Annotated in this window: 11 protein-coding genes and 1 riboswitch; of the genes, 2 read left to right on the forward strand and 9 right to left on the reverse strand. The window is 48.6% G+C overall.

What is annotated here, in order from left to right:
- Window positions 1–364: 364 nt before the first annotated feature.
- The 5 genes from sdaAA to DXD12_RS10835 all read right to left on the reverse strand — a co-directional run bounded on the left by sdaAA (window position 365) and on the right by DXD12_RS10835 (window position 5,485).
- Entirely contained in the window at window positions 365–1,279 is a 915-nt protein-coding gene (sdaAA, locus tag DXD12_RS10815) for an L-serine ammonia-lyase, iron-sulfur-dependent, subunit alpha (protein WP_118570203.1), read from the reverse strand.
- A gap of 42 nt (window positions 1,280–1,321) precedes the next feature.
- Window positions 1,322–1,981, reverse strand: coding sequence for an L-serine ammonia-lyase, iron-sulfur-dependent subunit beta (gene sdaAB / locus DXD12_RS10820; protein WP_118570158.1), 660 nt, complete (start codon window positions 1,979–1,981; stop codon window positions 1,322–1,324).
- A gap of 21 nt (window positions 1,982–2,002) precedes the next feature.
- Window positions 2,003–2,779: an SDR family oxidoreductase gene (locus tag DXD12_RS10825; RefSeq protein WP_118638359.1), complete on the reverse strand. Its 777-nt coding sequence runs from the start codon at window positions 2,777–2,779 to the stop codon at window positions 2,003–2,005.
- 200 nt (window positions 2,780–2,979) lie between these two features.
- Window positions 2,980–3,852, reverse strand: coding sequence for a phosphoribosylaminoimidazolesuccinocarboxamide synthase (locus DXD12_RS10830; RefSeq protein ID WP_118570160.1), 873 nt, complete (start codon window positions 3,850–3,852; stop codon window positions 2,980–2,982).
- Between the two features lie 349 nt (window positions 3,853–4,201).
- The gene (locus tag DXD12_RS10835; protein ID WP_118468107.1) at window positions 4,202–5,485 is read right to left on the reverse strand and encodes an O-acetylhomoserine aminocarboxypropyltransferase/cysteine synthase family protein; all 1,284 of its coding nucleotides are present in this window, start codon (window positions 5,483–5,485) and stop codon (window positions 4,202–4,204) included.
- Between the two features lie 548 nt (window positions 5,486–6,033).
- Here DXD12_RS10835 and DXD12_RS10840 point away from each other — a divergent pair.
- A complete protein-coding gene (locus DXD12_RS10840; RefSeq protein WP_022359441.1) occupies window positions 6,034–6,462 on the forward strand; it encodes an Rrf2 family transcriptional regulator in 429 nt (142 codons plus the stop codon).
- 93 nt (window positions 6,463–6,555) lie between these two features.
- On the opposite strand, the gene DXD12_RS10845 is transcribed toward DXD12_RS10840, so the two are convergent.
- Entirely contained in the window at window positions 6,556–7,074 is a 519-nt protein-coding gene (locus tag DXD12_RS10845; protein WP_207665268.1) for a MazG nucleotide pyrophosphohydrolase domain-containing protein, read from the reverse strand.
- A 534-nt stretch (window positions 7,075–7,608) separates the two neighbouring features.
- Between DXD12_RS10845 and DXD12_RS10850 the strand changes: the two genes are divergently transcribed.
- A complete protein-coding gene (locus DXD12_RS10850) occupies window positions 7,609–8,547 on the forward strand; it encodes a DUF4392 domain-containing protein (protein WP_118570162.1) in 939 nt (312 codons plus the stop codon).
- A gap of 145 nt (window positions 8,548–8,692) precedes the next feature.
- Here the strand turns inward: DXD12_RS10850 and DXD12_RS10855 are convergent, their stop codons facing one another.
- The 3 genes from DXD12_RS10855 to DXD12_RS10865 form a co-directional block, all read right to left on the reverse strand.
- Window positions 8,693–10,096, reverse strand: coding sequence for a sodium:alanine symporter family protein (locus tag DXD12_RS10855; RefSeq protein WP_022359445.1), 1,404 nt, complete (start codon window positions 10,094–10,096; stop codon window positions 8,693–8,695).
- A 149-nt stretch (window positions 10,097–10,245) separates the two neighbouring features.
- Window positions 10,246–10,350: riboswitch (glycine riboswitch) on the reverse strand.
- Window positions 10,351–10,470: 120 nt separating this feature from the next.
- The gene (locus tag DXD12_RS10860) at window positions 10,471–11,454 is read right to left on the reverse strand and encodes a hypothetical protein (RefSeq protein WP_118638360.1); all 984 of its coding nucleotides are present in this window, start codon (window positions 11,452–11,454) and stop codon (window positions 10,471–10,473) included.
- A 142-nt stretch (window positions 11,455–11,596) separates the two neighbouring features.
- Complete coding sequence (locus DXD12_RS10865; RefSeq protein ID WP_118638361.1) at window positions 11,597–25,192, reverse strand: SpaA isopeptide-forming pilin-related protein; 13,596 nt, start codon at window positions 25,190–25,192, stop codon at window positions 11,597–11,599.
- Between the last annotated feature and the right edge of the window lie 19 nt (window positions 25,193–25,211).

Consider the following 25,211-nt stretch of genomic DNA (forward strand, 5'->3'; position numbering starts at 1 on the left):
GCGGCAACTTTTATAGTTTATCAAAAGTTTTTGCTTTTGTCAACATTTTTTTATTTTTTTTACAAATCCACGTTTTTTTGAAATTTTTCTGAGCTTATCAAGAATCTTCAAATCATTTCTTTCGTTTCGTGTTTTGTTTTTGTCCTTGTCTCAAGGACGTATGTTATGATACCAGAGCATTCCCAGAAAGTCAAGCATTTTTCTAAATTTGCTATTTTATATATTTTTTTGTGATTTTTAAGAATATTCTGGCATCATTTAAACAGAGCTTTTTCTATATTGCTGCTCTTTCTTCTACAATTTTATCTTCTCATCAGCAACCGGAACTGTTCTGACAGGTTCTGCAATCGCGTGCTGTCTGGTTCTATTGATTTTCATTGCTTTCCCGGGTTTTCTTAGCAATGTGTTCCTTCTTTCCCATCCGTTCCGCTATCTTTCTGGCACTCTCGGTCACTGCCAGACCGCCTTCACTTGTCTCGCGTAAAGCAGCCGGAAGCGCATTGCCGATCCGACGCATGGAATCTATGACCTCGTCTGCCGGGATTGCACTCTTGATTCCCGCCATTGCCATCTGCGCACTGACCGCCGCATTGACGGCGCCGGCGGAATTCCGCTTGATACACGGAACTTCAACTAGACCACAGACCGGATCACAGGTCAATCCCAACATATTTTTGAGGGCAAATGCCGCTGCATTCGCGATACACTCCGCGTCGCCCCCCTGCAGATATGCCAGCCCCCCTGCTGCCATCGCACTCGCCGAACCAATCTCCGCCTGACATCCACCCGATGCACCGGCGATGCTCGCATTTTCTGCAATAACCGCACCGATTCCTGCACTGACAAAGAGCGCCTCGACCATCCGGTTCTCCGTTTCCTTACAATATTCCTCATACGACAAAAACACCGCCGGAATCACCCCGCATGCGCCCGCCGTCGGAGCCGCCACGATTCGTTTCATACAGGCGTTGGACTCTCCCATTTTCACCGCTTTTTCCATCACAAGCCCCATGTATCCGCCCGCCAGGCTGCGACCGGAGGCATTGTATGCGTGCAGTTTTTCTCCGTCGCCGCCAGCCATTCCACTCGCCGAGACAATCGAGCCATCGTATCCCTGATCTGCCTGGCGCATCGCCTGATACATCTGCCGCATTGTTTCAAACGATTCTTCCACCGTCACCTGGCGTTCCTGCACATCCGCCAGAAGAACCACCTTCCAAAGCGGAATCTGATATTCGTTCGCTAAGCGGATCAGATCATTCACTGAATGATATAACATTTCCATTTTCCCGTTCCATTCCTTTTCTTATATGAACTCTTCCTATCGAAGACTTAAATACGTTACCTTCCTGATGCCCTCCTGGCGGCGCAGCCACACAAGCCCTTCTTCCGGAATCTCTTGATCACACTCAATAACCATCACTGCCATGCCGCCGCGCGCCGCACGGTAGAGCTGCATCGTCGCAATGTTGATCGATTTGTGCGCCAGCATCGCCGTCACATCCGCCACATGTCCCGGCTGATCGTCATTGTGGACAACCAAGGTTGGATAACTGCCGGAAAAATTGGCATCGATCCCATCAACCTTCGCAATATTAATCCGTGAGCCACCCAGGGATTCACCTACTACCGTCAGGCTGCGCCCAGAAACGCCCTCAAGCTCCAGTTCCGCCGAATTTGGATGCGCCTCTTTTAAATTGGCTTCATCAAAGGAAAACTCAATCCCCTTCTCCTCTGCCAGGTGGAAGCTGTCCGGAATCCGCATGTCATCCGGCGCCATCCCTAAAAGTCCCGCAATCAGTGCTTTCTGGGTTCCGTGTCCGGTTCCCGTTGCCAGAAATGAGCCATACAGACCAATCCTTGCCCGCTTAACCGGTTCCCCAAGAAGCTTCTGCGCCACAAATCCAATCCGAACCGCGCCCGCTGTGTGGGAACTGGACGGTCCGACCATCACCGGACCTACTATATCAAATAGATTCATATTTCTTTCCTTTTCTCTCGTTTACTTCGCCAGATAGCCGCCATCCACCGGGATTACCGCTCCCGTTATATATTCTGCCGCGTCACTCGCTAAAAACACGGTAATTCCTGCCAGATCCTCCGCCTTTCCCCAGCGGTGCATCGGGATCCGCGCCGTTACCTCTTCATACTGACCCGGATTTTTGGCTTTCATATCCAATGTGAGCTTTGTCTCCATATAACCAGGTGCGATCGCATTGACGGTCACACCACGCGACGACCATTCATTAGAGCAGGCTTTCGTGAGCTGCGCCACGCCACCCTTACTTGCCGCGTATGCCGGTATCATCACACTTCCGAAAAAGGATGTCATCGATGCCACATTAATAATTCTGCCGTATCCACGCTGCAGCATATCCCGCGCCGCCAGCTGAGACATCTGGAACATAGCACCTAAATTTACTCGCAGAACCCGATTCCACTCTTCCATCGGAAAATCTTCTGCCACGCACCGGTGCTGAACTCCCGCACAGTTTACCAATATATCCGCCTGACCGTCAAGGCTTTCCACCAGGTGCTTATAGATATCCGGAACCTCCTCTTCTCTTACCAGATCTCCCACTATTCCGTGAACCACCGCCCCGGTTATCCGTGCAAGCGCATCTGCGCTCTCCCGCACCTTCTCACTTGTTCCCAAAATGGCAACCTCCGCCCCCGCTCTGCACAGTCCCTCTGCCATGCCATAGCCGAGCCCTCTGGTCCCGCCCGTGACGATCGCTTTTTTCCCTTTTAAGCTAAATAAATCCATAAAATCGCGCATCTTTCATTTCCCCTTTCAAAAGCCCCCATCTGTAAACAGTCCCTCTGCTGCTGATCGCGAACTATCGATATATTTGTTTTCTATTTTCCATATATAAAAGCTGCCGCGAAACAAGAATTTCATCCTTTTCACAGCAGCTTTTTTACTTTTATTCAATGCACTTTCTTCCGCTGCCTGACTGGCTGCATCGAGCGATCCGCTTATGCCAGCTTTTCGCCGGTCAGCATCTCATAGCTCTGAAGATATTTTTCAATGGTCTTGTCTACGATCTCCTGCGGGAGTGTCCAGTCATTGCCCGGATGAGCGGTCAGCCAATCGCGTGCAAACTGCTTGTCGAAAGACGGCTGAGAATGTCCTGCCTCGTAGCCCTGTGCCGGCCAAAAACGGGAGCTGTCCGGAGTCAGCATCTCGTCACCAAGAACGATGTTGCCACTCTCATCCAGACCAAACTCAAACTTGGTATCTGCGATGATAATACCTTTTTCCAGTGCGTACTCCGCACATTTTTTGTAAAGTGCAATCGTGTATTCACGCAGCTTATCTGCATACTCTTTTCCCTTGCCCGGGAAGTATTTTTCCAGATGATCTACGCTCTGCTCGTAGGAGATGTTTTCATCATGATCGCCAATCTCTGCCTTAGTGGACGGTGTGTAGATCGGCTCTGGCAATTTGTCAGACTCTTTTAAGCCTTCCGGCAATTCAATCCCACAAACTTTTCCGGTCTTCTGGTAACTTGCCCAACCGCTTCCTGTGATATAACCGCGGACGATGCACTCAATCGGAAGCATCTCAAGCTTACGGCACATCATGCTCTTTCCTTCGAATTTCTCCTGCTGGAAGAATTCCGGCATATCTTTTACATCTACAGAAATCATGTGATTCGGGATAATATCTTTCGTAAGGTCAAACCAGAACTTGGACATCTGTGTCAGTACCTTGCCTTTGTTTGTCACTTCATTATGTAAGATAACATCAAAGCAACTGATACGATCCGTTGCAACCATAATCAGACTGTCTCCATTGTCATAGATTTCACGGACTTTTCCTTCTTTAATCGGTTTCATCTCCTGCATTTTTCGCACCTCATTCTTAAATTTTATGGTGGAATCCAGAGCCCCCCTATATCACAAATGTACAGCTCTGTATCCTTCTATCTGATAAATTACCACTTATCCGCCCTTATTGTCAAGACTCGCCTCCCCGTTTCCCCCTTAAATCCCAACAATTCAGCATTTTACCCTGTAAAAGGCAGTTTGGCATGAATTTTTCTACGCCGTTTTCTTCCAAAATGGAATAGCAAAAATGCAGCGTCATCTGCCGTTCTTTCCTGCTTTAAAGAAGAGTTTGCAGATGACACCGCATTTTATCAATTCATTATTTATTATGTATATGTCTCGGATTCTCAGACCGACACACTCTTACTTATTTCAGAGCTGCAAATCCACGCTCCAGATCCTCGATGATATCGTCGATATGCTCGGTACCGATGGACAGACGGATGGTGTTCTGCTTGATGCCCTGATCTGCCAGCTCCTCATCGGTCAGCTGGGAATGGGTTGTGGTTGCCGGATGAATAACCAGGCTCTTTACATCTGCTACGTTTGCTAACAGGGAGAAGAGCTGCAGGTTGTCGATGAACTTATGAGCTTCTGCCTGTCCGCCCTTGATCTCAAAGGTGAATATAGAAGCGCCGCCGTTCGGGAAATATTTCTCATACAGTGCGTGATCCGGATGATTCGGCAGAGACGGATGATTAACGTGCTCTACTAACGGATGTTTGGACAGGTACTCAACAACCTTCTTGGTATTTTCTACATGACGGTCGATACGCAGAGACAGTGTCTCAGTTCCCTGAAGAAGCAGGAATGCGTTGAACGGGGAAATCGTAGCGCCCATATCACGCAGAAGGATAGCACGAATGTAGGTGACGAATGCTGCCGGACCTGCTGCCTCTACGAAAGATACGCCGTGGTAGCTCGGATTCGGATCTGCGATTGCCGGATATTTGCCGCTTGCTTTCCAGTCAAATTTACCGGAATCTACGATGATGCCGCCCAGAGTGGTTCCGTGTCCGCCGATGAACTTGGTAGCGGAATGTACGACAATGTCTGCACCATGCTCGATCGGGCGAATCAGGTACGGTGTACCAAATGTATTGTCAATGACTAACGGAAGTCCGTGTTTGTGTGCAATCTCAGCGATCGCGTCGATGTCCGGGATATCACTATTCGGATTTCCGAGAGTCTCCAGATAGATAGCACGGGTATTTTCCTGAATTGCACTTTCTACCGCTTCCAGATTATGAGCGTCTACGAAAGTTGTAGATACACCGAAATGGGAAAGTGTATGCTCTAAAAGGTTGTAGCTGCCGCCGTAGATGGTCTTCTGTGCTACAATGTGACCGCCGTCCGCTGCCAGTGCCTCGATTGTATATGTAATAGCAGCTGCGCCGGATGCGGTTGCCAGTGCTGCAACGCCGCCCTCCAGTGCTGCGATCCTCTTCTCAAAAACATCCTGTGTAGAGTTAGTCAGACGTCCGTAAATGTTACCGGCATCTGCCAGACCAAAACGTGCTGCCGCATGTGCGGAATTTTTAAATACATAAGAAGTGGTCTGATAAATCGGAACGGCTCTGGAATCGGTTGCCGGATCCGGCTGCTCCTGACCTACGTGTAACTGAAGAGTCTCAAATCTATAGTTTCCCATCTCAAAATACCTCTCTTTCTATTGCTGGAAGTTTATTTCCTAGTATGTAAATTCGTTTTTATTTTATATTCATTTTTTTATTTGAGCAAGCGTTTTTCCATTTGTTTTCAAGTTTTATATAAAATAATTGTTTTTTTCGCAATATTATATTTGCTTATGCAAATGTATATTTAGCTTTTTGGGTAAATAAAAAGCCGGACCGCTTAATCTTCTTTAAGCTCCCGGGCAAATAGCTTGCATCTTAAATCGTTGTCATTCTCTTAAATGGCAGATATGCAAATTTACCTGACCATATAAAATGCCCGGGAATTACACATTCGACAACAACACATCAGATTTCCGTTCCATAAAATATTCTGTCTTGCCATTGTATCTGCCTCCTTTTTATTTTCATGTTCTTTCTGAACTTGATGGCTTAATGATACTCTTATAAACCAACTTTGTCAATAGGTATTAGGAAAAACTTTTTTTCTTTGTTTTCCATGCTTTTCTCCTTGAAAGTCCTATTACCTTGCGTTATAATTGGTTAATAGTAAGGAGGTTACCGAATGATATCGACAAAAGGAAGATACGCCCTGCGCGTTATGATCGATCTGGCGGAACAAAATTCTGCTGGATATATACCACTGAATGAAATTGCCACCCGTCAGCAGATTTCTGAAAAGTATCTGGAAATCATCTTGAAGGTTCTGGTCAAAAATAAATTACTGGAAGGACAGCGCGGCAAAGGCGGCGGTTACCGTCTAACCCGTCCGATTAATGAATATACCGCCGGAGAGATTCTGGAACTGACCGAAGGCTCTCTCTCTTCCGTTGCCTGCCTTGCACCGGATGCGCCGCCGTGCGAACGTCAGACAAGCTGCGTGACCCTGCCGATGTGGAAACGCTTTGATCAGGTTGTACACAATTTCTTCTATAATATTACTTTAGAAGATCTGGTAAAAGAAAGTCAGTCTTTGCCGAAAAGTACGAATTAGCATTTATAAATGAACGAAGGCATTCCATTTTGACCGAATGCCTTTTTATATATAGATTTTTCTATTTATTTCAGATTGAAGGTATCTCAAACGTTATTTTTTGATGCCTTTCCGCTCTTTTGCCCGCTCGAGCAGTTTCCCCGCCTCTTCCAGCGCTCCCGGAAGATACGCTTCCGTCCACTCTTTTCCGGCTTTTTCCTGCTTCTTGATTGCATCCCAATCTGTGATCGGTTCCCCCTGTTCGGACAGCATAGGCTTACCAAACACGTGCGGATGGCGGCGGATCATCTTTTCGCTGGCGCCATCCATGACCTCGCGTATCGTAAACAGTCCTTCTTCCTCCGCGATCTGCGCGTGAAGAAGAATCTGCAGCATTAAATCCCCCAGTTCTTCTTTCAGGTTCTCCGCATCGCCGGTCACCTCCCAGATATTGATACCGCCAATCACCTCTGCCGCTTCTTCAATGCAGTACGGTTTCAGCGATGTATGCGTCTGCGCCCGATCCCACGGACAGCCGTCCTCGGCACGGAGATGGCGGACTACCTCGCAGAAGCGCATGAACGATGCGGCGCGGTCATTTTCTTTTTTTATCTCATTTGATTCTCGTTTCATTCTCTCTATCCATTTTCTTGTCTGCTTTTATTTCTGAGCTTGTTTATATGCCTATTTTGTAGCTGTTCAGTACCTTCACAGCCACAAGCAAAAATCCATTAAAAATTGCCTACGGCAATGGGATTTTTGCCTGCTGACCCATATTTTCGTACGGTCAGCGCAGTAAATGCGCTGACCTACTGAACAGTTACCCCATTTTTTTATTATATTCCAAATTTTGCTTTCTGTCAGCCGTAAAATAAATTTGGAATTGACAGTCTGATATTTTTCATTTACAATATAATTATAACAAAACAGATTCTTTTATTTATCGGGACTCCTGCCCGGATGCTCCCTTCGTAAATAAGAGCCATGAATCTTACAGGATACGTGGGTCTTTTTTTATTGCACATGATTCCGATACAGCTACCATACCGGACTGCTTCCAATCTTTTTTGATTTGGAAATTATCCAGTAAATAAGCGCTCGGATCATCCAGATAGAAAATCCCCTGTCAATTTCTGCACAATGCAGTATACCTGGAGGATTGATACCATGACTTTTTATGAAACTTTAGATTCAATTATGAAACAGGATTTTGGCGGTCGCGGACTTTTAGCATCTCTGCCTGCTTCCCCACTTGCGGCCGTGTCTGCTTCTCTCGCCCATGCGAAAAGAGCCGTTCTTCTGACCGGTTTCCCGGTTCGAATGCCAGACGGTTCTATTACCGGCGAGACGGATGGACCTTCCGGAACTGCCAACCTCGCAGCAGCGCTGACGGCAGCTGGCTGCGGCGTGTCAGTCGTAACCGACTGGTCTTCTTATCCGCATCTGGAAGCGGCTCTCCGCTTCCGCGCTCCGCAGGCAACCTTGATCCGTCTGCCGGAACAGAATACGGATAACTTTATCCGCACCTTTATCCGTGATGCAAAACCGACCCATCTGATCAGCCTGGAGCGCCCAGGTAAAGCTGAAAACGGACATTATCACAGCATGCGCGGTGAACAGCTCGACGACATGATCACGGATTCGGCTCTTTTCCTGTCTGCTGCCAGAGAAGCTGGTGCCACGGTCATTTCCATCGGAGATGGCGGCAACGAGATGGGAATGGGGACCTTCCGCCGTGAAATTCTCGCAGGTGTTCCACACGGCGAACTTATCTGCACCGCAGAAGCAGCAGACCTGACGCTGGCAAGCGGCGTTTCCAACTGGTGGGGCTGGGGCATTGCCTCCCTGCTCTCCCTGGAATTGGGACGGAATCTTCTCCCCTCTGACCGCACCGAGACAGAATTGCTCCGCCGGGTTGTGGCAGCAGGCGGTGTGGATGGATGCACGAAAAAAGCGGAACTGACCGTTGATGCACTCCCTCTGGAGACGCATCTGAGGATTTTGCAGTCTGTCCGCAAATTGACCGATGAAACACTTAAAAAGCAGACAGCAAAGAGAGAAACTCCTTATTTTTACAGAGAGCGGAAGGTAATGGCAGCTGTTTAGGGTCCTTTGGTTTTTTTATTTGTTTTCATTTTCATAAAAAAGACCTGCTTATGTATTTCACTACATAAGCAGGTCTTTTTTGAATGATTGTTTAATGCTCGCTTTTTACGCTTACAATTACCTTTTATCTTCTCTTTATTTGCTCTTACTTTTCTTCTGCAGCCCGATATGCCTGTGTCACATTTTTCGTGATCGCTTCCGCTTTCCGGTCAGCCGCCACAACCACATGACTCAATGCAAGTAATGCCAAAACGTTCGGAATAACCATCAGCGCGTTGAAGAAATCTGCCAGAGCCCATACTAAATTTACCTTTAACATAGAACCAATGACAATACAAATCACAACGATGAAGGAATAAACCTTTGCCGCGCCCTCGCCGAACAGATATTTCGCATTCGTCAGACCAAAGAAATGCCATCCCAGAATCGTCGAAAATGCGAAGAACAGCAGGCAGATCGCAATAAAAATAGAACCAAAGTTTCCAAAACTCTGCATGAATGCCGCCTGTGTCAGCGCTGTACCATCCTTGCCGGAGCTCATCGCATCCGTTGTCAGGACTGCAAATACGGTCAGATTTAAAATAACAAATGTATCAATAAAGACACTGATCATCGCACAAAGCCCCTGATGATGCGGGCTTTCTGCTTTCGCACGTGCGTGAGCATGCGGTGTGGAACCCATACCTGCCTCATTGGAGAAAAGTCCTCTCGCTACACCAAAACGGATTGCTTCGCGGACGGTGATACCAGCACCAGCACCCATTACCGCTTTCGGATCAAACGCGCCCTTGATGATCATCATAAATGCTGTCGGCACGTGATTGATATGAAGACCAATCAGAATCAGGCTTCCTACAATGTAAACGCCTGCCATAACTGGCACAACCTTCTCTACCACAGCTGCCAGACGTTTGGTTCCACCAATGAAAATGAATCCTGCCAGTACTGCCAGCACAAGACCGATCGTGATCGGCGGAATATTGATTCCATATACCTGAAATACCTCTGTAAACGCAGCACCGATCGAGTTGGACTGTACCATATTGCCCATAAACCCAAGTGCTAAAACAATAAAGATAGCAAACAGAGTGGATAATACCTTTCCAAAATTACCTTTAAATGCCGCCTTGATGTAGTAGACAGGTCCGCCTGTCACCTCACCATTTACCTCTGTTTTGTAGGTCTGTGCCAGAACCGCCTCGGAGTAGATGGTCGCCATTCCGAAGAACGCGCTCAGCCACATCCAGAAGATTGCACCCGGACCGCCGCCAAACAGCGCTGTCGCCGCACCTGCCAGGTTACCAGTACCAACCTGTGCTGCGATCGCCGTCATGATCGACTGAAACGGGCTCATTTCCCCTTTTTCATGTTTTTCTCCGTTCAGGCTGAAATGTCCAAACACATGCTTGCAGCCCTCGCCAAATTTTCTTACCTGGATGAATTTGAGACGAATCGTGTAATAGATGCCCGTTCCACACAGCAGAATCAGCAGAAGAAAACTCCACAGAAAATCATTGCCTTTGTTTACCAGTGTCAAAATCGTGTCCATTTTTTATCCTCCTCTATGTTTTCGTTACGATTCCGGCTCTTTTGTAAATCCGGGATCGAGTAATAAAATAAGAGCTGATACAAATCAGCTCTCCAAAGAGTAGAACATATGCATACAATAGAACTCATCCCCTGGTTCCATTGTGATTGGTTGTATGCCCTGTCCTTTTGCCTGAGAGATCAACGAATACCATGGACGTGCATCCGTCTTACACCTTCGGCGCTCCTTCTTGGAGACTCTCCAGAGTGTCCCTGCCTGACTGACCTTCGATCACTCGTCAGGACGGTTCAGTAAACAGGAACGAACTTATGTGAGGTATGCTATCACATTTCTTCTGCTTTTTCAACTGATTTTTATAAATTATACGAAAATCCTCAAAATATTACGGTTCGCGACACGTTTTCCCCCTTTTCATTAAACTGCTCATACTTTTCCCCAATCAAAAGAGAATCCATCTGCGGGTATGCACCATCTTTTAAAATATACGATGGAATTTCCCCTTCTGGCTGCCATCCCGGCTTTTTCCCTCCCCATTCTTCCCGGTTTTGAGCTGCCTCTGCCTCCGTCACTTTCCTCCATGCCGATTCTGCTGCCTGACCACGCTTTCCCTGCTTTGTCAGAGGAATCACTTTAAAATGATATACGCCCGCAGTCTGCATCAACGGTACAAAATCGTACTGTTCAGCACTCGTCCGATGCGGATGTCCGACACGCTTCGCATCCCGGTAAAGCATCACCAAATATGCCGAAGCCCCCGGCGCTTTCTTCCACCTGCCAATTCCTCTTTTCTCCCAGTCTGCTGCATCCACCGTTCCTATTATCTCTCCGGCATCCTGTAATTCGATCGTCAAAAGCAACGTAGTGCCATTATCTTTCCGAACTGCCTTGCTGCATACCGCGCCAAGCCCTGAAAACTGGATGTCCTCCTGGCGAAGGACGGAAAAAGAATCATCTGCGTCGGATTCCAGTTCTATTTCGTATAGAATTTCCGGAGCAGGTTCTTCTGCATGGATTTCTTCTATCTTTCGTTCTTCTAAAGAAACTTCTTTGGTACCTATATTTTCAGAGTCGGCTTGTATGCTCCCTTTATATTGTTCATTTTCTTTTTTTCCCACCTCTGCCCCATCCATCGCCGGTCCGCTTGCCGGATCACCGGAGATTCGTTCCACACCAGTGACGCTATATGCCCTGTCCCGGCTTTCCGCCTCCAAAACAGACATTCCCATTTCATCCAGCTCTTCTGCTGCCAGCCGAATCCTGACCCGATCGATGGATGCTGCGGCAGCGGAGAAACATCCCGCAGCCGTCTGGCTCAGTACGGCTGCTCCGAAGAGCAGCCCTTTCGCCATCTGATTCATAAAATTCCTCCTCTCCCACTTTATGTGCTCTCGAAATCTTTCTGTGCTTGATTTTGTAAAATGTTTTTTGTTAGCCGCAAAAGCAAGTGCAGAAAAGACTCCGAGAGTACATCTTTCTTCTGTTCATTTTTCTCTTATTTTTTTACTCCTCCTTGCCCTTATCATTCCTCTCCATATTCTTTTTTATATTTTCCTCCTTTCTTAGCCGCTCTACGAGCGCCAGTCCAGCCCCAGCGCTCATACATATCAGTCCAATCACCAGTTTCCACTTCCAAATCAGTGAAATCACTTCATTCAGACGCTCTTTTTCGTCCTCAACCTGATAAGCACCTTCTACTTCCCAGGTGGCTGATTCTCCATATCCCATCTTCGGAAGCGGCTTCATCTGTCTGCCGTCGAGAACAATTTTCCCATCTCCACAGATCGACTCTGGCACATGAACTGTTAAATAGCCCTCTTTCAGCTCTTCTATCACTTTCTTTGGATGTTCCGGCTGACCGTGTCCCGGTCGCCCCGGATTCTCCGGCTTCAAGCAGTCATACATCCGCACAACCATCACCGTTCCGCCTTCTGAAACCGTAAATGAAACTGGTTCGGCTTTTTCGTAGCCCTCCGGCGCTTCCAGCTCTTCCAGAATATAGCGGCAGCCCTCCTTTAAAATGCCCTGTATGCATTTCTCCTTTTCTTCAGAAATCCATTCCAATATTACCTTTCCAGTCTCATCAGAAATCCTCAGGCGGGCACCTTTTACAAATTCGCTATCTCCTTTCTGCTCCCTCCATTTCCGCTTCTCCACCTGCACTTCCGTCGGTCTGTCATACATCTTCACCTGATCGACTCGGCCATCCAGTGATACCGTAAATGTCACTTTTTCTGCTTTCCAGTATCCATCCGGCGCTGTTTTTTCTACCAGCACATAGTTTATTCCAGCGTTTAACTTTCCTTTTATCACATGGGCGCCCCGATCAGATACCCACGAATCAACCAAGGTTCCGCCTTCCTTCTCCTCCCAGAGTTCCATCCGCGCCCCCGGCAGTTCCTTTTCTCCCGTCACACTGTATTTTGTGATTTCCACGTGCGTCGGCTTATCCTGCATGGAAATCCGCTCGACCGTTCCATCCTCGGAAACAGTAAACGGAATCTCTTCCGCATACGCAAATCCATCCGGCGCTCCCGTCTCGCGCATTATATAACTCTTTCCCGGTGTCAACGTTCCAATTATCTCATGAGGATGATCCGCAGAAATCCATGATTCGATTACATTTCCAGACTGATCCAGAATCTCTATCTGAGCACCCGGAAGCTCCGTTCCGCCCAGATCTGTCTTTGAAAAGACCAGCTTTGTCGGGGAATCTATCATTCCAATTCCATCTATCTGTGCATCGTCCCACAGAGAAAAAATCATCTGATTCGACTCCACCTCTTCCGTTTTTCCACCGTCCAGTTCCAGCAGTTCAACCAGGCGGTATCTATTCCCACGTTTGAGCACTTCGCGCACCGACCGATCATTCTGATGAAATTCCCAGAGCGCTGTATTTCCCTGCCGAGAGGTTCGTCCCGTGCTTCCTGTACTCTTCCACTCGATCGGCAGTCCATCCGGAGTCTGTGCCGGAACTTGTGCCCGAACCTCATAGTTTGTTTCCCACGGCATTCCTGTCAAAACAACCGATTCGCCACAAGAAAGCGTCAGGCTTCCTCCACTTCGCAGCGTTCCCGATTTAGAACCTGTGTACGAAATCAAGCCTGGAAGCTCTTTTCCCTCCGCATTCTTTAAGTATAATGTATATGTTATATCTACCTGCCTTAACAACGCCGCGGCAGTTCCCGTCACCCGTCCGGCGATAGCAATTGCGCCTGGAGATAGAATTGGATGGAAGGATTCATAGCTTTTGCCCGTTTTTCCCCATATCGTTGCCGTTACCGTCATACCAGAATGATTTTCCTGTCCGTTTTCATTTATATGCTCTCCAACCAGAACAGTCACCCGCAAAATGCCTCCTGATCCGGCTGCCACATTCTCTATATTCCAATACCAGGATTCGCCTATTTGTTCCGCTCCGCCCATCGAAGCCGCTGTCATTAGTTCACACCCAGCTGGAATTTCCAGTCCAATCTTCATATTTTCTTTTTTATCTGACTGGTTCCGATATGTAATTTCATATACAATTACACTTCCCGGCAGCACCGCTGCTCCGTCTTTTCCAATCGGGGAAACGGCGCGGATGCCACATGGGTCGCTGTATTCCGGATTTCGTATTTCATGGATATATCCCAGGCCATCTCTGTTTTCCGGGATCCAGCTTTCCACTTCCCTGCCATCTGTCTCTTTCTGATGATATTCTTCCAGACGATACCTCGTTCCTTTTAATGTTCGAAGCGTCAGCGGATAATGTCCGTTCTCATCCCAATTCAGGCGGAATGTATTTTTTCCTATCGTCCGGCGGCTGCCGTCACTGAACTCAATGATCTCCCGCAGTTCGAAACGATGTCCTTCCGCCACCCCCTCTTTTTCACATTTTTCTCGCTCCAGATAAGGCACAGAAGCTTCCATCAGTGAAGAAAGTACAAATTCTTCCCCACTGTCCAAATCCCACAGTGTTCTCACCAGACGAAGTGCTTTTCTTCCCTGCACCCGCAGAGACGTTATGCTGTCAAATAAACCGTCTGCTGTCTCTGTCTCCAGCGCATTTGCACCATCTCTGGCTGCATTAATCCCCCTGCCTGTATCTGACACCGTGAAAATCATCGGTTTCTGCACAGTGTATCCATCCGGCGCTTCCAGTTCTTTCAGAAGATACGTGTGCCCGGCAATCAGCTTTCCTTCTATCACGTGTGTTTTCCCATCGCAGATCCAGGTTTCCAATGCCTCACCCGCTTCAGTGTACACACCATCCAAAAATCCGGCTTCATACACTGCCAGCTTTGCTCCTGACACAAAGAGACCCGTATCGAAATCCAGCTTGGAAATTTTGATTTTCGTTGTTTCATTCGGCACCGTCAGATCATACGTTAGCACCTCGCATTCCTTCTGATCTTCTATCAGCACCTCGTACACGCGCGGAATAAGTTGATATCCATCCGGCGGCATCGTCTCACGGACTTCGTAATGGTACGGAATCCAGCCTCCATTCTCCCCTATCGTTCCGATTGGCAGAAACGGACTTTCCGCCTGACCGCTCTCGTCTGTCTCCATCTGAACCCTTTCTCCCGTCTCTCTGTTTTTCACTTCAAACACCGCACCTGCCAGTTTTTCCTCTGGCTTTCTCTCATCCACCTTTTCAACCCGAACTCGCCCCTGTTTCAGCGTATTAACCGCTTCGATTGTCTCCTCCGAAGCAGCAGCCACAATAAATTTCCTAGGTTCCATGGGCCGATAACCTGCCGGTGCCGAAAATTCCACCAAATAATAAGCTCCATAGGCAATCGGAGAAATCCGATGCGGCTTCCAGTCCCCTGCCTTCCAGCCTGCCGGAATCTCCTGTTTTTCTGCTTCTTCCTCTGTAAACTTTCCATCCGATCCAGAAATCCAACGTTCCACTAAATATTCTTTTTCCTGCACCAGGCTTCCATCCTGTGCCGCCCGGAAAACAGCAAGCTCTGCGCCTGCCAGATAAATTGCCTCTTCGGATATCTCCCCTGATCTTCCCAGCTTGGAAATATAGACAGACTTTGCCCTGTTTTCCAGCCCGTAAAGCTGAATTTCAGCAGTTTCTTCGACAATTACCGGCTTCGGTGCTGCTTTCTGATAGCCGCTTGGTGTTTTCGTCTCCACAAGAACGTAATAGCCTTTCTTTCTGTTCGAAGCCAAATCATTTTTCGTCGGATTCAGCGGTAAATAATCAATTCGGTGAATCCCATCGGAGGTATCATAACTGACCAGAGTTCCCTCCGCCTGGTAATTCCATCGGAAATCATAGCTGTAGCCTGCTTTTCCATCTAGCTGCAAATTTTTCGTCACCTGAACAAGCACCTGTGAACCATTTCCCAGATTCCAGAGCTGACGCACTGATTCGCCCTGTTCTGTCGCCGTTTCTTCCTGTTTTTCAGCGGTATATCCACACCATGTAACCGTGTTAAACCTTGTATGATATTCTGCATACAGCTTCTGATAGCGGGCTGCAAAGCTGTCGCTTCCTTGGCTGTAGGCTTTCGCATCTTCGGTCTTCCAGCTCGTCACCCGTTTTTCCCGGTCATAGCGCGGTGTTCCATCCGCTTCCATGACAATTCCATTTTCATCTGTCACTGCCTCGTACAGGGTCAGCTCCGCCGCATATGCATTCGGCAGACATTCTTTTTTTCCATCCTTCTCCTCATATTTGAAAAAGGCAGTTTTTATATGATCTTCCTGCATCGTGATGAGCTGCAGCTTAGAAGTTTCCCGGATTTCCACCTCCATTTGATTTGTCAGATATCCCGGAGGCGTCTCTATCTCCCCGAGAATATAATCGCCTGCCGGAATCCCCTCCCATGCCATTGGCGTCTTTCCGACGGTCCATTTGGCAGTCACTGTCTTTTTCTGGTTTCTCTCATCTAGTACCGTCCAGTTCGCCGGAAGTTCCCCTTTCTTTTCCAGATAATACCCGGACGGATGTGCTTCCAAATCATCACTCGCAATTCTTTTTGCTGGATAGAGCGCTAACACGGCTCCTTCCACACTTGAAAACGTATAACCTCCTTTTCCTTCCTCCCAGGTCTTAGAATCCGATTCGTTCAAAATGCGATCATAGTCCCGGACTGGCTGCTGATATTGTTCTGGCTCGTCGATCTTTTCAATCTGCACCGTGATCGGGCGGTTAGTAAGGCGCAGCTCCTGTACTTCACAGGTTTCCTCTACCGTAAGACCTGTCGGCATCCGTTTCGCATAGCCGGATGGGGCACGCGTCTCCTCTAAAATATACACTCCCACCGGAACGCGTTTTAAAACGTCCACCTGCCCATCTCTGATCCGTGTATGGAACGGATCGTTTGGCGTTTCATCCCCGGTTATCCAGCTGTTTTCCATCAGATACGCCTCCCCCTGACGGTGGTACAGCGGTCGATCGTCTTCCCGGTTTTCCGGATCATTTCCAATATCATAGAGCGCTGCCTTCAACTGCAGATCCCATGCATTGGCATTGTAAGCTCTGAGAAGATCGCTGTATCGGTAACGCACATAATCGCCATCCCGATCATAAACGGGATATCCTTTGATATAGGTCTGAGCGGAACGCTGGTAATAAACCGGCAGCCCATTTTCATTCAAAACCGGATTGACATGGGGCTGCAGCAGACCTCCGTCATATGTTCCAATCGTGTACTCCTGTTCCGTATCAGCATACATCGTTGCCACGCGGCCGGTCTTTACCTTATCCCTGGCAATCACATTTCCATAGTGATCCTTAGATACCTGGATCACCCACACCAATGTTTTACCGGTTTTCTCCTCCGTCACATATGCCATTCCCGTGTACGGTTCTACCTCGCTGTCCCGGCTTCCGTCTGATGCCAGATGATAGAATTTCGTCCCGGACGGAACGTATTCAAACCGCCTTTCTTTCCGGCTGTACGCCAGTTCTTCATAGCTTGGGCTTACAATTTCCAGAAATGGAACGCCATCTTTCATCGCATAGATCGGTTCGCTGTCTTTTGGACGCACTGGTTCGCCTTTTTCGTTATAGGCATACCGCACGCCCCGGAGTGTCGTAAATACCTCCAGAGCCCCGAGATCGTAATATAAAATGTCTGTATCTTCGCGTTCAACCCGCTTGAGAATCCATCTGCCTTTTCCCTGGTCGTTGAACCGGTCATCCTGCGTATATCGTGTATAATTGTTATTTTCTCCTTCGCTATCTTCCCCCTCTTGATCTTTATCCCTCACATACAGAAGCCGGTTTCCCGCATAGCCTTTCTGCACATACATCCGGGTCACATTTCCAAACGAATCGCGCACCACATTGACACCGGCATACGCCCGGTCCTCACTGTCCCCGTTCTTCTTTACCTCGATCGCATCATACAGGCGCATTGATGCACCTGGAAGATATCGGTTGAATGCGTGCGCTGTATCTGGAACCCGATGCCAGATCGCCTTTCCAGTAAAAACCTGATCCTCATAAATCAGGTCAATCCACTCCCCGGCTTCCTGTTTTGCCCTCAGACTGTCCAGCCAGCCTTTTGACCACCCGTACCCAAGGAACGTTCCCGACGCATTGTACGCCAATTCCAGATTTTCAAGACCATAACGGTTCGAAAGCTCGGTCAATGTTCCCTCTCGCCGATCATTCAACTCAAACAAAATCTCCGTTTCATCCTGTTTTACCTTCGCAATTTCCAGCCGGATCGGCGTATTTCCTACATAAATCCGCGCTACATCGCCCCAATCCTGCGGCTTATTGCCATTTGGCTCCGTTCCATCCGGGTTCTGGACTGCTTCTCCGTTGCTGCTTATCCGGGTTACCATTTCTCTATACACGGCAGCTGCCACCCGCTGACCGCGCTCTCCGTCCCGATAATACGTCACTTCATCCGAATACACTTCCACCGCTATCGGTTTCGTTCTCACGTATCCTTCCGGTACAGATAATTCACACAACACATAGGCTCCTGCTCCCAGCGGCTGCGGCGTGATCAGATATCCTGTATTCTGGTTGGACGGCAGAGTTTCCCCCAAACCACCAAAATCCTGCAGCGTCGAATAAACCCGGAATGTGCCCGTCCGCGTCCCAAAGGCATCCTGCATCACCACCTGATCGGTTTCACTGCAAATCGGAGTTCCTGCCGGGATTATGCCTGTATATTTTCCTGTATAAGGTGCTTTCCAGGGGTATTTTGACGGAATTAGCGTTTTCAAATCAACCGGCGCGATTTTCTTTGCCCCCATTGCCTCCAAAAATTCCCGGCTGGCTGTCACCTGTGTATCTTTTTCATAAAACTGCACCTCCCCCTCGCTGTACTTCGACGTGTCCCGGCTGGCGGCATAAATAGCGAACACCGCATCATCATGCAGAATATTCTCTCCCGTCTCCGAATCTAGTTTTTCAATCCGAAGCTTTGCAGCATAAAACGTATTCCGGTATTTTCCATCCGCGTAGCCGGTAAATCCCAACGCATCATAGGCGGACTCCACCGCCGGTTCTGTCACACTGTAAGGCACCAATCCCTGAAAATACCGCCCGTCAAACCCGGTCAGCGCCCCGGTGATTGTCCTGACATGATCTTTCAGATAAAATCCAGCCGGATTGTTATCATCCGTCTTCTCTCCATACGGATATTCCACTGAATCTGCCCACCCTGCCTGCTCTGAGATCGAACCATAACGGTAATAGCTTTCTACCTTCTCGTTGATCCGGTACCGGCTGTTTGCATTTTCAGACCGATAAATGTCCTTGTACGGCGCCATTTCCCTCTGAGCGGGCGAAAATCCGCTGTAGTCATAGCTTCCGCCTGGATAGGAGATCGTTCCCTGCCGTTTATCCGCATCCAGACCATACTTATAAATCTCATAATTTCCATCCTGTCCATGTGCGCGGATCACATATTTCCTCAAATCCGCCTGATTTGTATCTCCCCACTCTTCATTCATCCGGATCTGATAGTTCGCCGCCAGCGTTTCCGGCGATGCCGAGGCGTCATATTGATAATCCGCTGACTTTTTTTCCGGAGATACGAGGTTTCCACCTGCCTCATAAACCGACGGGACTTCTATTTCTTTCGGCTGGTCGATCCGATAATGCTGGTTTTTGAAATCTTCCAGTGCTCCCGAATACGGCTGCTGCTCGACTGCCACATAGGTTCCGTAAGGAAGGTATTTCGAAACGCCATAATAATAACTTTCCTCGGATTTTTTTAATTTTTCTGCTGACAACGTTGTTTTGTCCCGATCGGAACCTCCATTTTCCGCGCTGTCCCACTCAATCGCGTATAAATCGTCCAAATCATAGGAGAAAAACGGCTTCAAATATTCCTCTGCTTTTAAAATTGCCTGATATAATGCTTCATCATAGATATAATCCGGATAGCTTTCCTGTTCTCCCGATGCTTGAATGTTCTGCTTCTTTACCTCATTCTTCAAATACCAGTCAATCGCAAACTGACGGACAGCATCCGACCGTTTTGCATTTTCTACGGCTGCTTCTGACGCACGGCTCTGATTCTGTATCGCCGCATTGTTATGATGCACCGGATCTTTTGTTTCTCCGCCGCTGCTTCCAAAAATACCCGTACGGATCCATGCAAACGGCTTAAAGGATGTATCTGCTGCATCTGCCCGCTGCCATTTATCCCGGTTCGCCACCGCCATCGCATCGAAAAATTTCTCATACTGATAGCCTGGAACTTCCCGTACCGCTCCCGCTCCATCTTCCTTGATCCGCATGACTGTCTCAAGAAGTCTTGTATATCCCTGATTGACCTCTTTCGAATCCGCGATCTGCCCGTCTTTTCCATATTCGTACAGACGATCATTTGCCGTCACTGCGCTGTCCCAGACATTGTTATTGACGGAACCAGCCGTCTGGGAATCTTTTTTATGAGTTACCTGCGTGAAAATTTTCTGAACCGGAGCAAAGGATTCTCTAAGCAGCGGAAAATTCTTTTTTACCTCCGGCAACGAGACAACTTCTCCATCCCGATTCATCCACACGATTTCGCCATCCGTATTCCGGTACAGACGTTCCAGATTGGATTTCAAATAGAGCTTAAAACGGAAATTTGGCAGTGCCGAAGCGACATTTTCCTTCCCTCCCTCTTTTTCCGTAAACAGATCGGTATGTCCACTTTCCGCATAAGTGTTATGTGCATAGGTGGTCTCCGGTGTCGTCGCTATATCTTTGATGATTTTTATCTTTTGGCGGATCACACGCTCCAGTACACCCAGCGGTTCTTTTCTTGTCCCGGCATCCTGATAGGTGGTCTCCTGCCCAGGGTATGCCAGTGCCACCGGGACCACATAAGAATCATCCCCTATCAAGCCGGAACGTCCAGAATCGATATATGCCTTTGCCCGCGCCTGTTTTACCCACGTGTAATAGCTGGAACTGTTCATCTGGTGGCCGGCAAAGAAACCATTTCCCAGCATTGCGGCTTCTTCCTCGTTCAGTGTAACCTTCTTCTCTTTCAATACCGCCTTAAATCCCAGCTCTTCCAGCACACCTGCATTTGTTTTTTTTACACCAAAACTATCGGTAAAATTCGCGTTGATCTGCAGTATGTATTTTCCGTCTGCATTCCGGTCTGCTGCCTGATGAACCCATTTTGTCTCCGTCACCTCCCGCTGCTGTGTTTCTGTCTTTTCCTGGTAAATAAATACCCGGATCGGCTGCCCATCCGCATCGTACGGAATTTCCCCGGTTTTGTAATAGACATTTACCTCATTTTCCTTCGGAACAATCGTACCATCTCCCTCAATCACAGCATCGGTCTGCAAAAGTGCCGACGCCATCACCTGATTTCCAGCAGTTGTTTCCCTGTAATCGGTATACGTTCCAAATGCGTCCCGCTCGCGATTATTTGAATATGGTATATACACATAACGCGGACACATTTCCATATTATCCGGCAGCCACTCTGCCCGGTGAAAAATCAAGCTGTCTTTCTCCGGATCACTTCCCAGTACCATAAAATTTTCCGGTATTCCTAAAATTCCTGCATATACCGTAAATTCAAACGAATCCGAATACTCATGCACCGCGTCCAGACCGCCATAGCTGATATATGGATGGGTCTGATAAAAATCCAGAATGGAAGTGATCGCGTCTCCCACTGTCATTGAGATTCCATCTTTTGTTTTCGGCACCGCAATCGTCTGAACCGGAGAACCATACACTGTTTTTTCTGCCTTTTCTCCCGGCGTCACACCGCTGACGCCGTACACGTCCCGCTCTCCTTCCCGGACACCCCGGTCAAATACGCCGGTATAGATACTGGAATATGCATTTCCTCCTGCTCCCGGTATTCTCGGCGTTGTTTTCGCATGTCTACGGAGTACCCGCTCAGCTTTCCCTTTCAGATAACAAAAGTCATCCACATCAAATGTCTTTACCAGCTTGTCCGCATTTTCTTCCTCTGTCATTCCCGTTTCTGCCTGCAAAAGAACTGCTTCCACTGTCTCCGGCACAAGTTCCTGCACCCGGACCTGGCGCATCCACCCCGCCGCATAATCAATCGGAACCTTTTTACTCATCGGCGTGCCATCCGCATTGTACTTTGGATACTGATAGTCGTTCTCTGCCGCTGCCAGTTCCCCGGTATAAACTTTTTCATACTCACCTGTCCCGGCTTCCACCGAAACCGTACCTTTTCCCTCATCTTTTCGATAAAAGCTCACGCCCTCCGGCAGCCCTGACACCACAATCTCATAAACTCCATCTTTCGTGTTCTTCGACTCTGCCGAAAAGAAAATTTCATTCGTATCAGCGCCGCCATCGCCTGCCTGCTCTTCCCCGTACATCTGCATGGAAATATGGGCATATCCTTCTCCCGGTTCCAGGGCCGCTGCCTCCAGATCCTGTCCCAGGTTTGTAACTGCGTGAAGTTTATTTCCAATCGAAAGTTCAAAGCCCTCGGATCGGCTTAATTCCTTGACATAATATTCCCCCATCAGAAGCGGGCGTCCAATCCAGGCATTTCCATTCTTTGACGTATTGTTATAATAAATCCGCTCCCAGGCTTTATCTGCCGTATAATCATCGATCGCCGCATCTTGTGTATACAGATTTCCCGGCGCTTTCTTTCGCCATCCATCCGCTGCATCCGCAATTGTCCCCTTCGAATAATCATAGGTTCGCCCCGGCGCCTCTGTACATGCCAGAAACGAGGCATCGCCATTTTTGTCTGTCGTCGCCACCGCCACCAGATGATTGGCCCGGTAAACTACCCCTGTTTTCCCGTCCGGATGCAGCAGATCTTCTGCTGCAAACAAGCCATACACTGCACCTTCCAGCGTTGCATCCCCCTGTGAGTCCCCAAGCGCATTGTAAGACTCATTTTCGCCCTTTTTCAGATCCAGATCCTTTTTATTGATATGTACCTCGCCCTCTGTCCGGTGATCGTAGATCCTCCAGGCATCTTTCTCGCCGTCTGCCCCATTGCAATGGCTGAAATTGCCAGCACTTCCCGGCTCTATCGCTGAACCCACACTCGCGGAAACAAGCGCCGATTCATAGGCTGGGAAAAATAGAGACTCTGCTGCCGCACCCGCCAGTGTTTCCGTTCTTTGTGACAACTGCGGATTTTGATACAACGAAGAAGGTGAATGCCAGCTTGTATAAAAACCTGCCTCGGTTGTCAATAAATCTGAGCCGGTTGCCATATATCGCCGAATACTTGCACGTTCCGCTTTTTCTGCTTCTTCTAAATCATCATCCGCTTCATCAATAAACACAAAACCTTTCTGGACGCGATTTACCAGACGCTCCGAAATAGAGACTTTCATCTCCGAGGCAGTTGCTTCCTTCTTCTCCTGTGTCAATTTTCTGCCTTTTTCATTTATGTCCTGTTTGTTTTCACTTGTCTTACTCCTATTTCTCCCCGCTTTGCTTCCTGTATCTTGCGGTTTTTCTCCTATCTCCGCCTCCGACGGTGTCCCTTTCCCCAGAAGCGCTGCATCCAATGCCGTAAACAGAACCACCCTCTGCGGCAAAACACGCATTTTTAACGGCCCTGGAAATGCAGGACTCTCCCCCAGAAAAGCCGCTAAATTTTCCCGGATCGTCCAGCCAGACGCACTTCGACGATCCCAGCCATTTTTTTCAGAAATTCCTGCCTTCCCCGCACTTTCTCCATTCTGATTTTCGGAAGCCTCTCCGATGCCCTGACTCTTTCTCACACTCTTCGTTCCCAGCACCACATCACGCGAATATCCGCCTCCAAAGGCTGCATTTGCCCCATGCTCAGATGCATCGGTTGTGATAATCTCAATCGGCAGGTCATCTGCATGTCCATCATGCAGAATATATCCATCCCGCGCTTTAAATTCTTTCCAAGTATAACTGTACTTCATGGAAATGAACTTCTCATACGTCTGCCCACAGTCCTCCTGGCAGCCAGACTTTGCATACGAAGTTTCCCCGTCTGCCCCTGTCGTCGGTCCCGCATCGGGTGTTTCTCCCTCGGAGCCGCCGTCTGACGCGATACCTTCTATCTCCCCTGCATCGACCTCCTCCATTATCCAGTGGAAATGGACGCCCTCAAAGTCTCCGCCCGCCTTTCCTTCACATTCCTCTTCACACAAAAGCCAGCTATTTGCCAGGCGGATATTTTCTGCCTGCGCCGCCTCAATCTCATCCTCATTGATGACTTCTCCCTCTTCGTCCTCCTCTTCCTCTGGAACAGGTACAAAGGCCGGTGCCGGATGACCGTCACAGAACGTCTTATCATAGTGATAACCGTGTTCCACTGTCTGGGAGGCGTAGCCATCGCCATCTGTTACCACCGAACCCGCTTGTCTGAAACCATCCCAGAGAACCGGCTCATCCTGATAATGACTGGCATATGGTTCTCCGCCCTCATACAATTCGGCAGCTCCGTCCCGCTCAGTATTTACCCTGTTTTTATCGTCAAAGCGCTCAAAGAAGCCAAACCGCGCCCCTTTCAGCGCTTTCCCTGTCTCATGATCGTATTTATACATCTGCAGATTATAGGTGGAAGTAAAATCCTCTTCATGCCTAAATACCTCAAATCGAATGCCTCCCTGCTCCGGTACCGGGGTTGGATCGCCCGCCAATGCAGCAAAATAATTGACCGGAACCATTCCGAGCTCCATCCATGCCATCCGCTGATGAATCCACGGATCACTTTTGGCAGGCGTTCCGCCTCCGTGTGTCCCCGAACAGGTCACACACTCCCAGATTTGAAGCGACTGGTCAATCGCCTCCTCCGCCGAAGCATATCCCCCGCCGCCCGAAGCGTATGGGGTTCCTTCCACCCGGAAACGAATCAGGGCTTTCGACGGTTTTGGATTTGGATTTTTAAATACAATCTGCGAGTCGGTTTTTGTATACGTCCATCCATCGGTCGGAACCGGACTGAATGAAACACCGTTATTGTTTGAAAATTCAAGCGGTACAGAACGGATAAAATCCCAATCCGAGCCATCCGGCGCAAACGACAGCGTCAGAGTCGCCGCATCTACCTGTTTTGCCGTTCCCAGCGAGGTGCTGGAAGCTATCACATTTGGAATCTTTCCGCCGCCGACACCGGTATTTTCCTTTCCGCTGCCTCCGCCAGACAGCATTCCTCCCATTTGCATGTACGCCTCACTATTTGACGCAGCTGCCTCCAGCCACGGATATTTTGCCCGCACAGCTGGAACATAGAGGATTGTTTTCAGATCTTCCTCGGACACCATCTTGATAATTTCCGGTTTTCCCTGCGCTTTTGCTGCCACATTGATCGCCCGGATAAATGTATTTGCCTTTTCATCCCCCAGCGCTGCTCTGAGCGAGAGCATCGCCCAAAATACATATTTCTGTTCCTGACTGCTCAGCGGAACGGATGCCTGGGAGGGACGGTGTGCTTCATAGAGATCCCCTTTTTCTGCAATTCCCCAGATCGCATAACCGCCCTTATCGATACAATAAAGCTTGTGTCCCAGCAGCGTATCGCCATGGGCTGTCGTCAGTGTTGTCTGCTGACCGCTCGCAGGTGCCGCTTTCGCCGGAAAAACCGGGAATCCTGGCAAAAAAGCCATTCCTCCCAATATAATTGCCAGTACAAACGCCATCCCCCGTTTCACATTCTCTCTGTACCGATACTCCCCCATAAACTTCCTCCTCGTTTTT

This window comes from Clostridium sp. TF11-13AC (genome assembly GCF_003481065.1).
Classification (GTDB): domain Bacteria; phylum Bacillota; class Clostridia; order Lachnospirales; family Lachnospiraceae; genus Otoolea; species Otoolea fessa.

Coding starts and splice junctions, on each gene's coding strand:
- sdaAA (WP_118570203.1), bottom strand. CDS start 1,279: ATGTTATATCATTCAGTGAATGATCTGATCCGCTTAGCGAACGAATAT.
- sdaAB (WP_118570158.1), bottom strand. CDS start 1,981: ATGAATCTATTTGATATAGTAGGTCCGGTGATGGTCGGACCGTCCAGT.
- DXD12_RS10825 (WP_118638359.1), bottom strand. CDS start 2,779: ATGCGCGATTTTATGGATTTATTTAGCTTAAAAGGGAAAAAAGCGATC.
- DXD12_RS10830 (WP_118570160.1), bottom strand. CDS start 3,852: ATGCAGGAGATGAAACCGATTAAAGAAGGAAAAGTCCGTGAAATCTAT.
- DXD12_RS10835 (WP_118468107.1), bottom strand. CDS start 5,485: ATGGGAAACTATAGATTTGAGACTCTTCAGTTACACGTAGGTCAGGAG.
- DXD12_RS10840 (WP_022359441.1), top strand. CDS start 6,034: ATGATATCGACAAAAGGAAGATACGCCCTGCGCGTTATGATCGATCTG.
- DXD12_RS10845 (WP_207665268.1), bottom strand. CDS start 7,074: ATGAAACGAGAATCAAATGAGATAAAAAAAGAAAATGACCGCGCCGCA.
- DXD12_RS10850 (WP_118570162.1), top strand. CDS start 7,609: ATGACTTTTTATGAAACTTTAGATTCAATTATGAAACAGGATTTTGGC.
- DXD12_RS10855 (WP_022359445.1), bottom strand. CDS start 10,096: ATGGACACGATTTTGACACTGGTAAACAAAGGCAATGATTTTCTGTGG.
- DXD12_RS10860 (WP_118638360.1), bottom strand. CDS start 11,454: ATGAATCAGATGGCGAAAGGGCTGCTCTTCGGAGCAGCCGTACTGAGC.
- DXD12_RS10865 (WP_118638361.1), bottom strand. CDS start 25,192: ATGGGGGAGTATCGGTACAGAGAGAATGTGAAACGGGGGATGGCGTTT.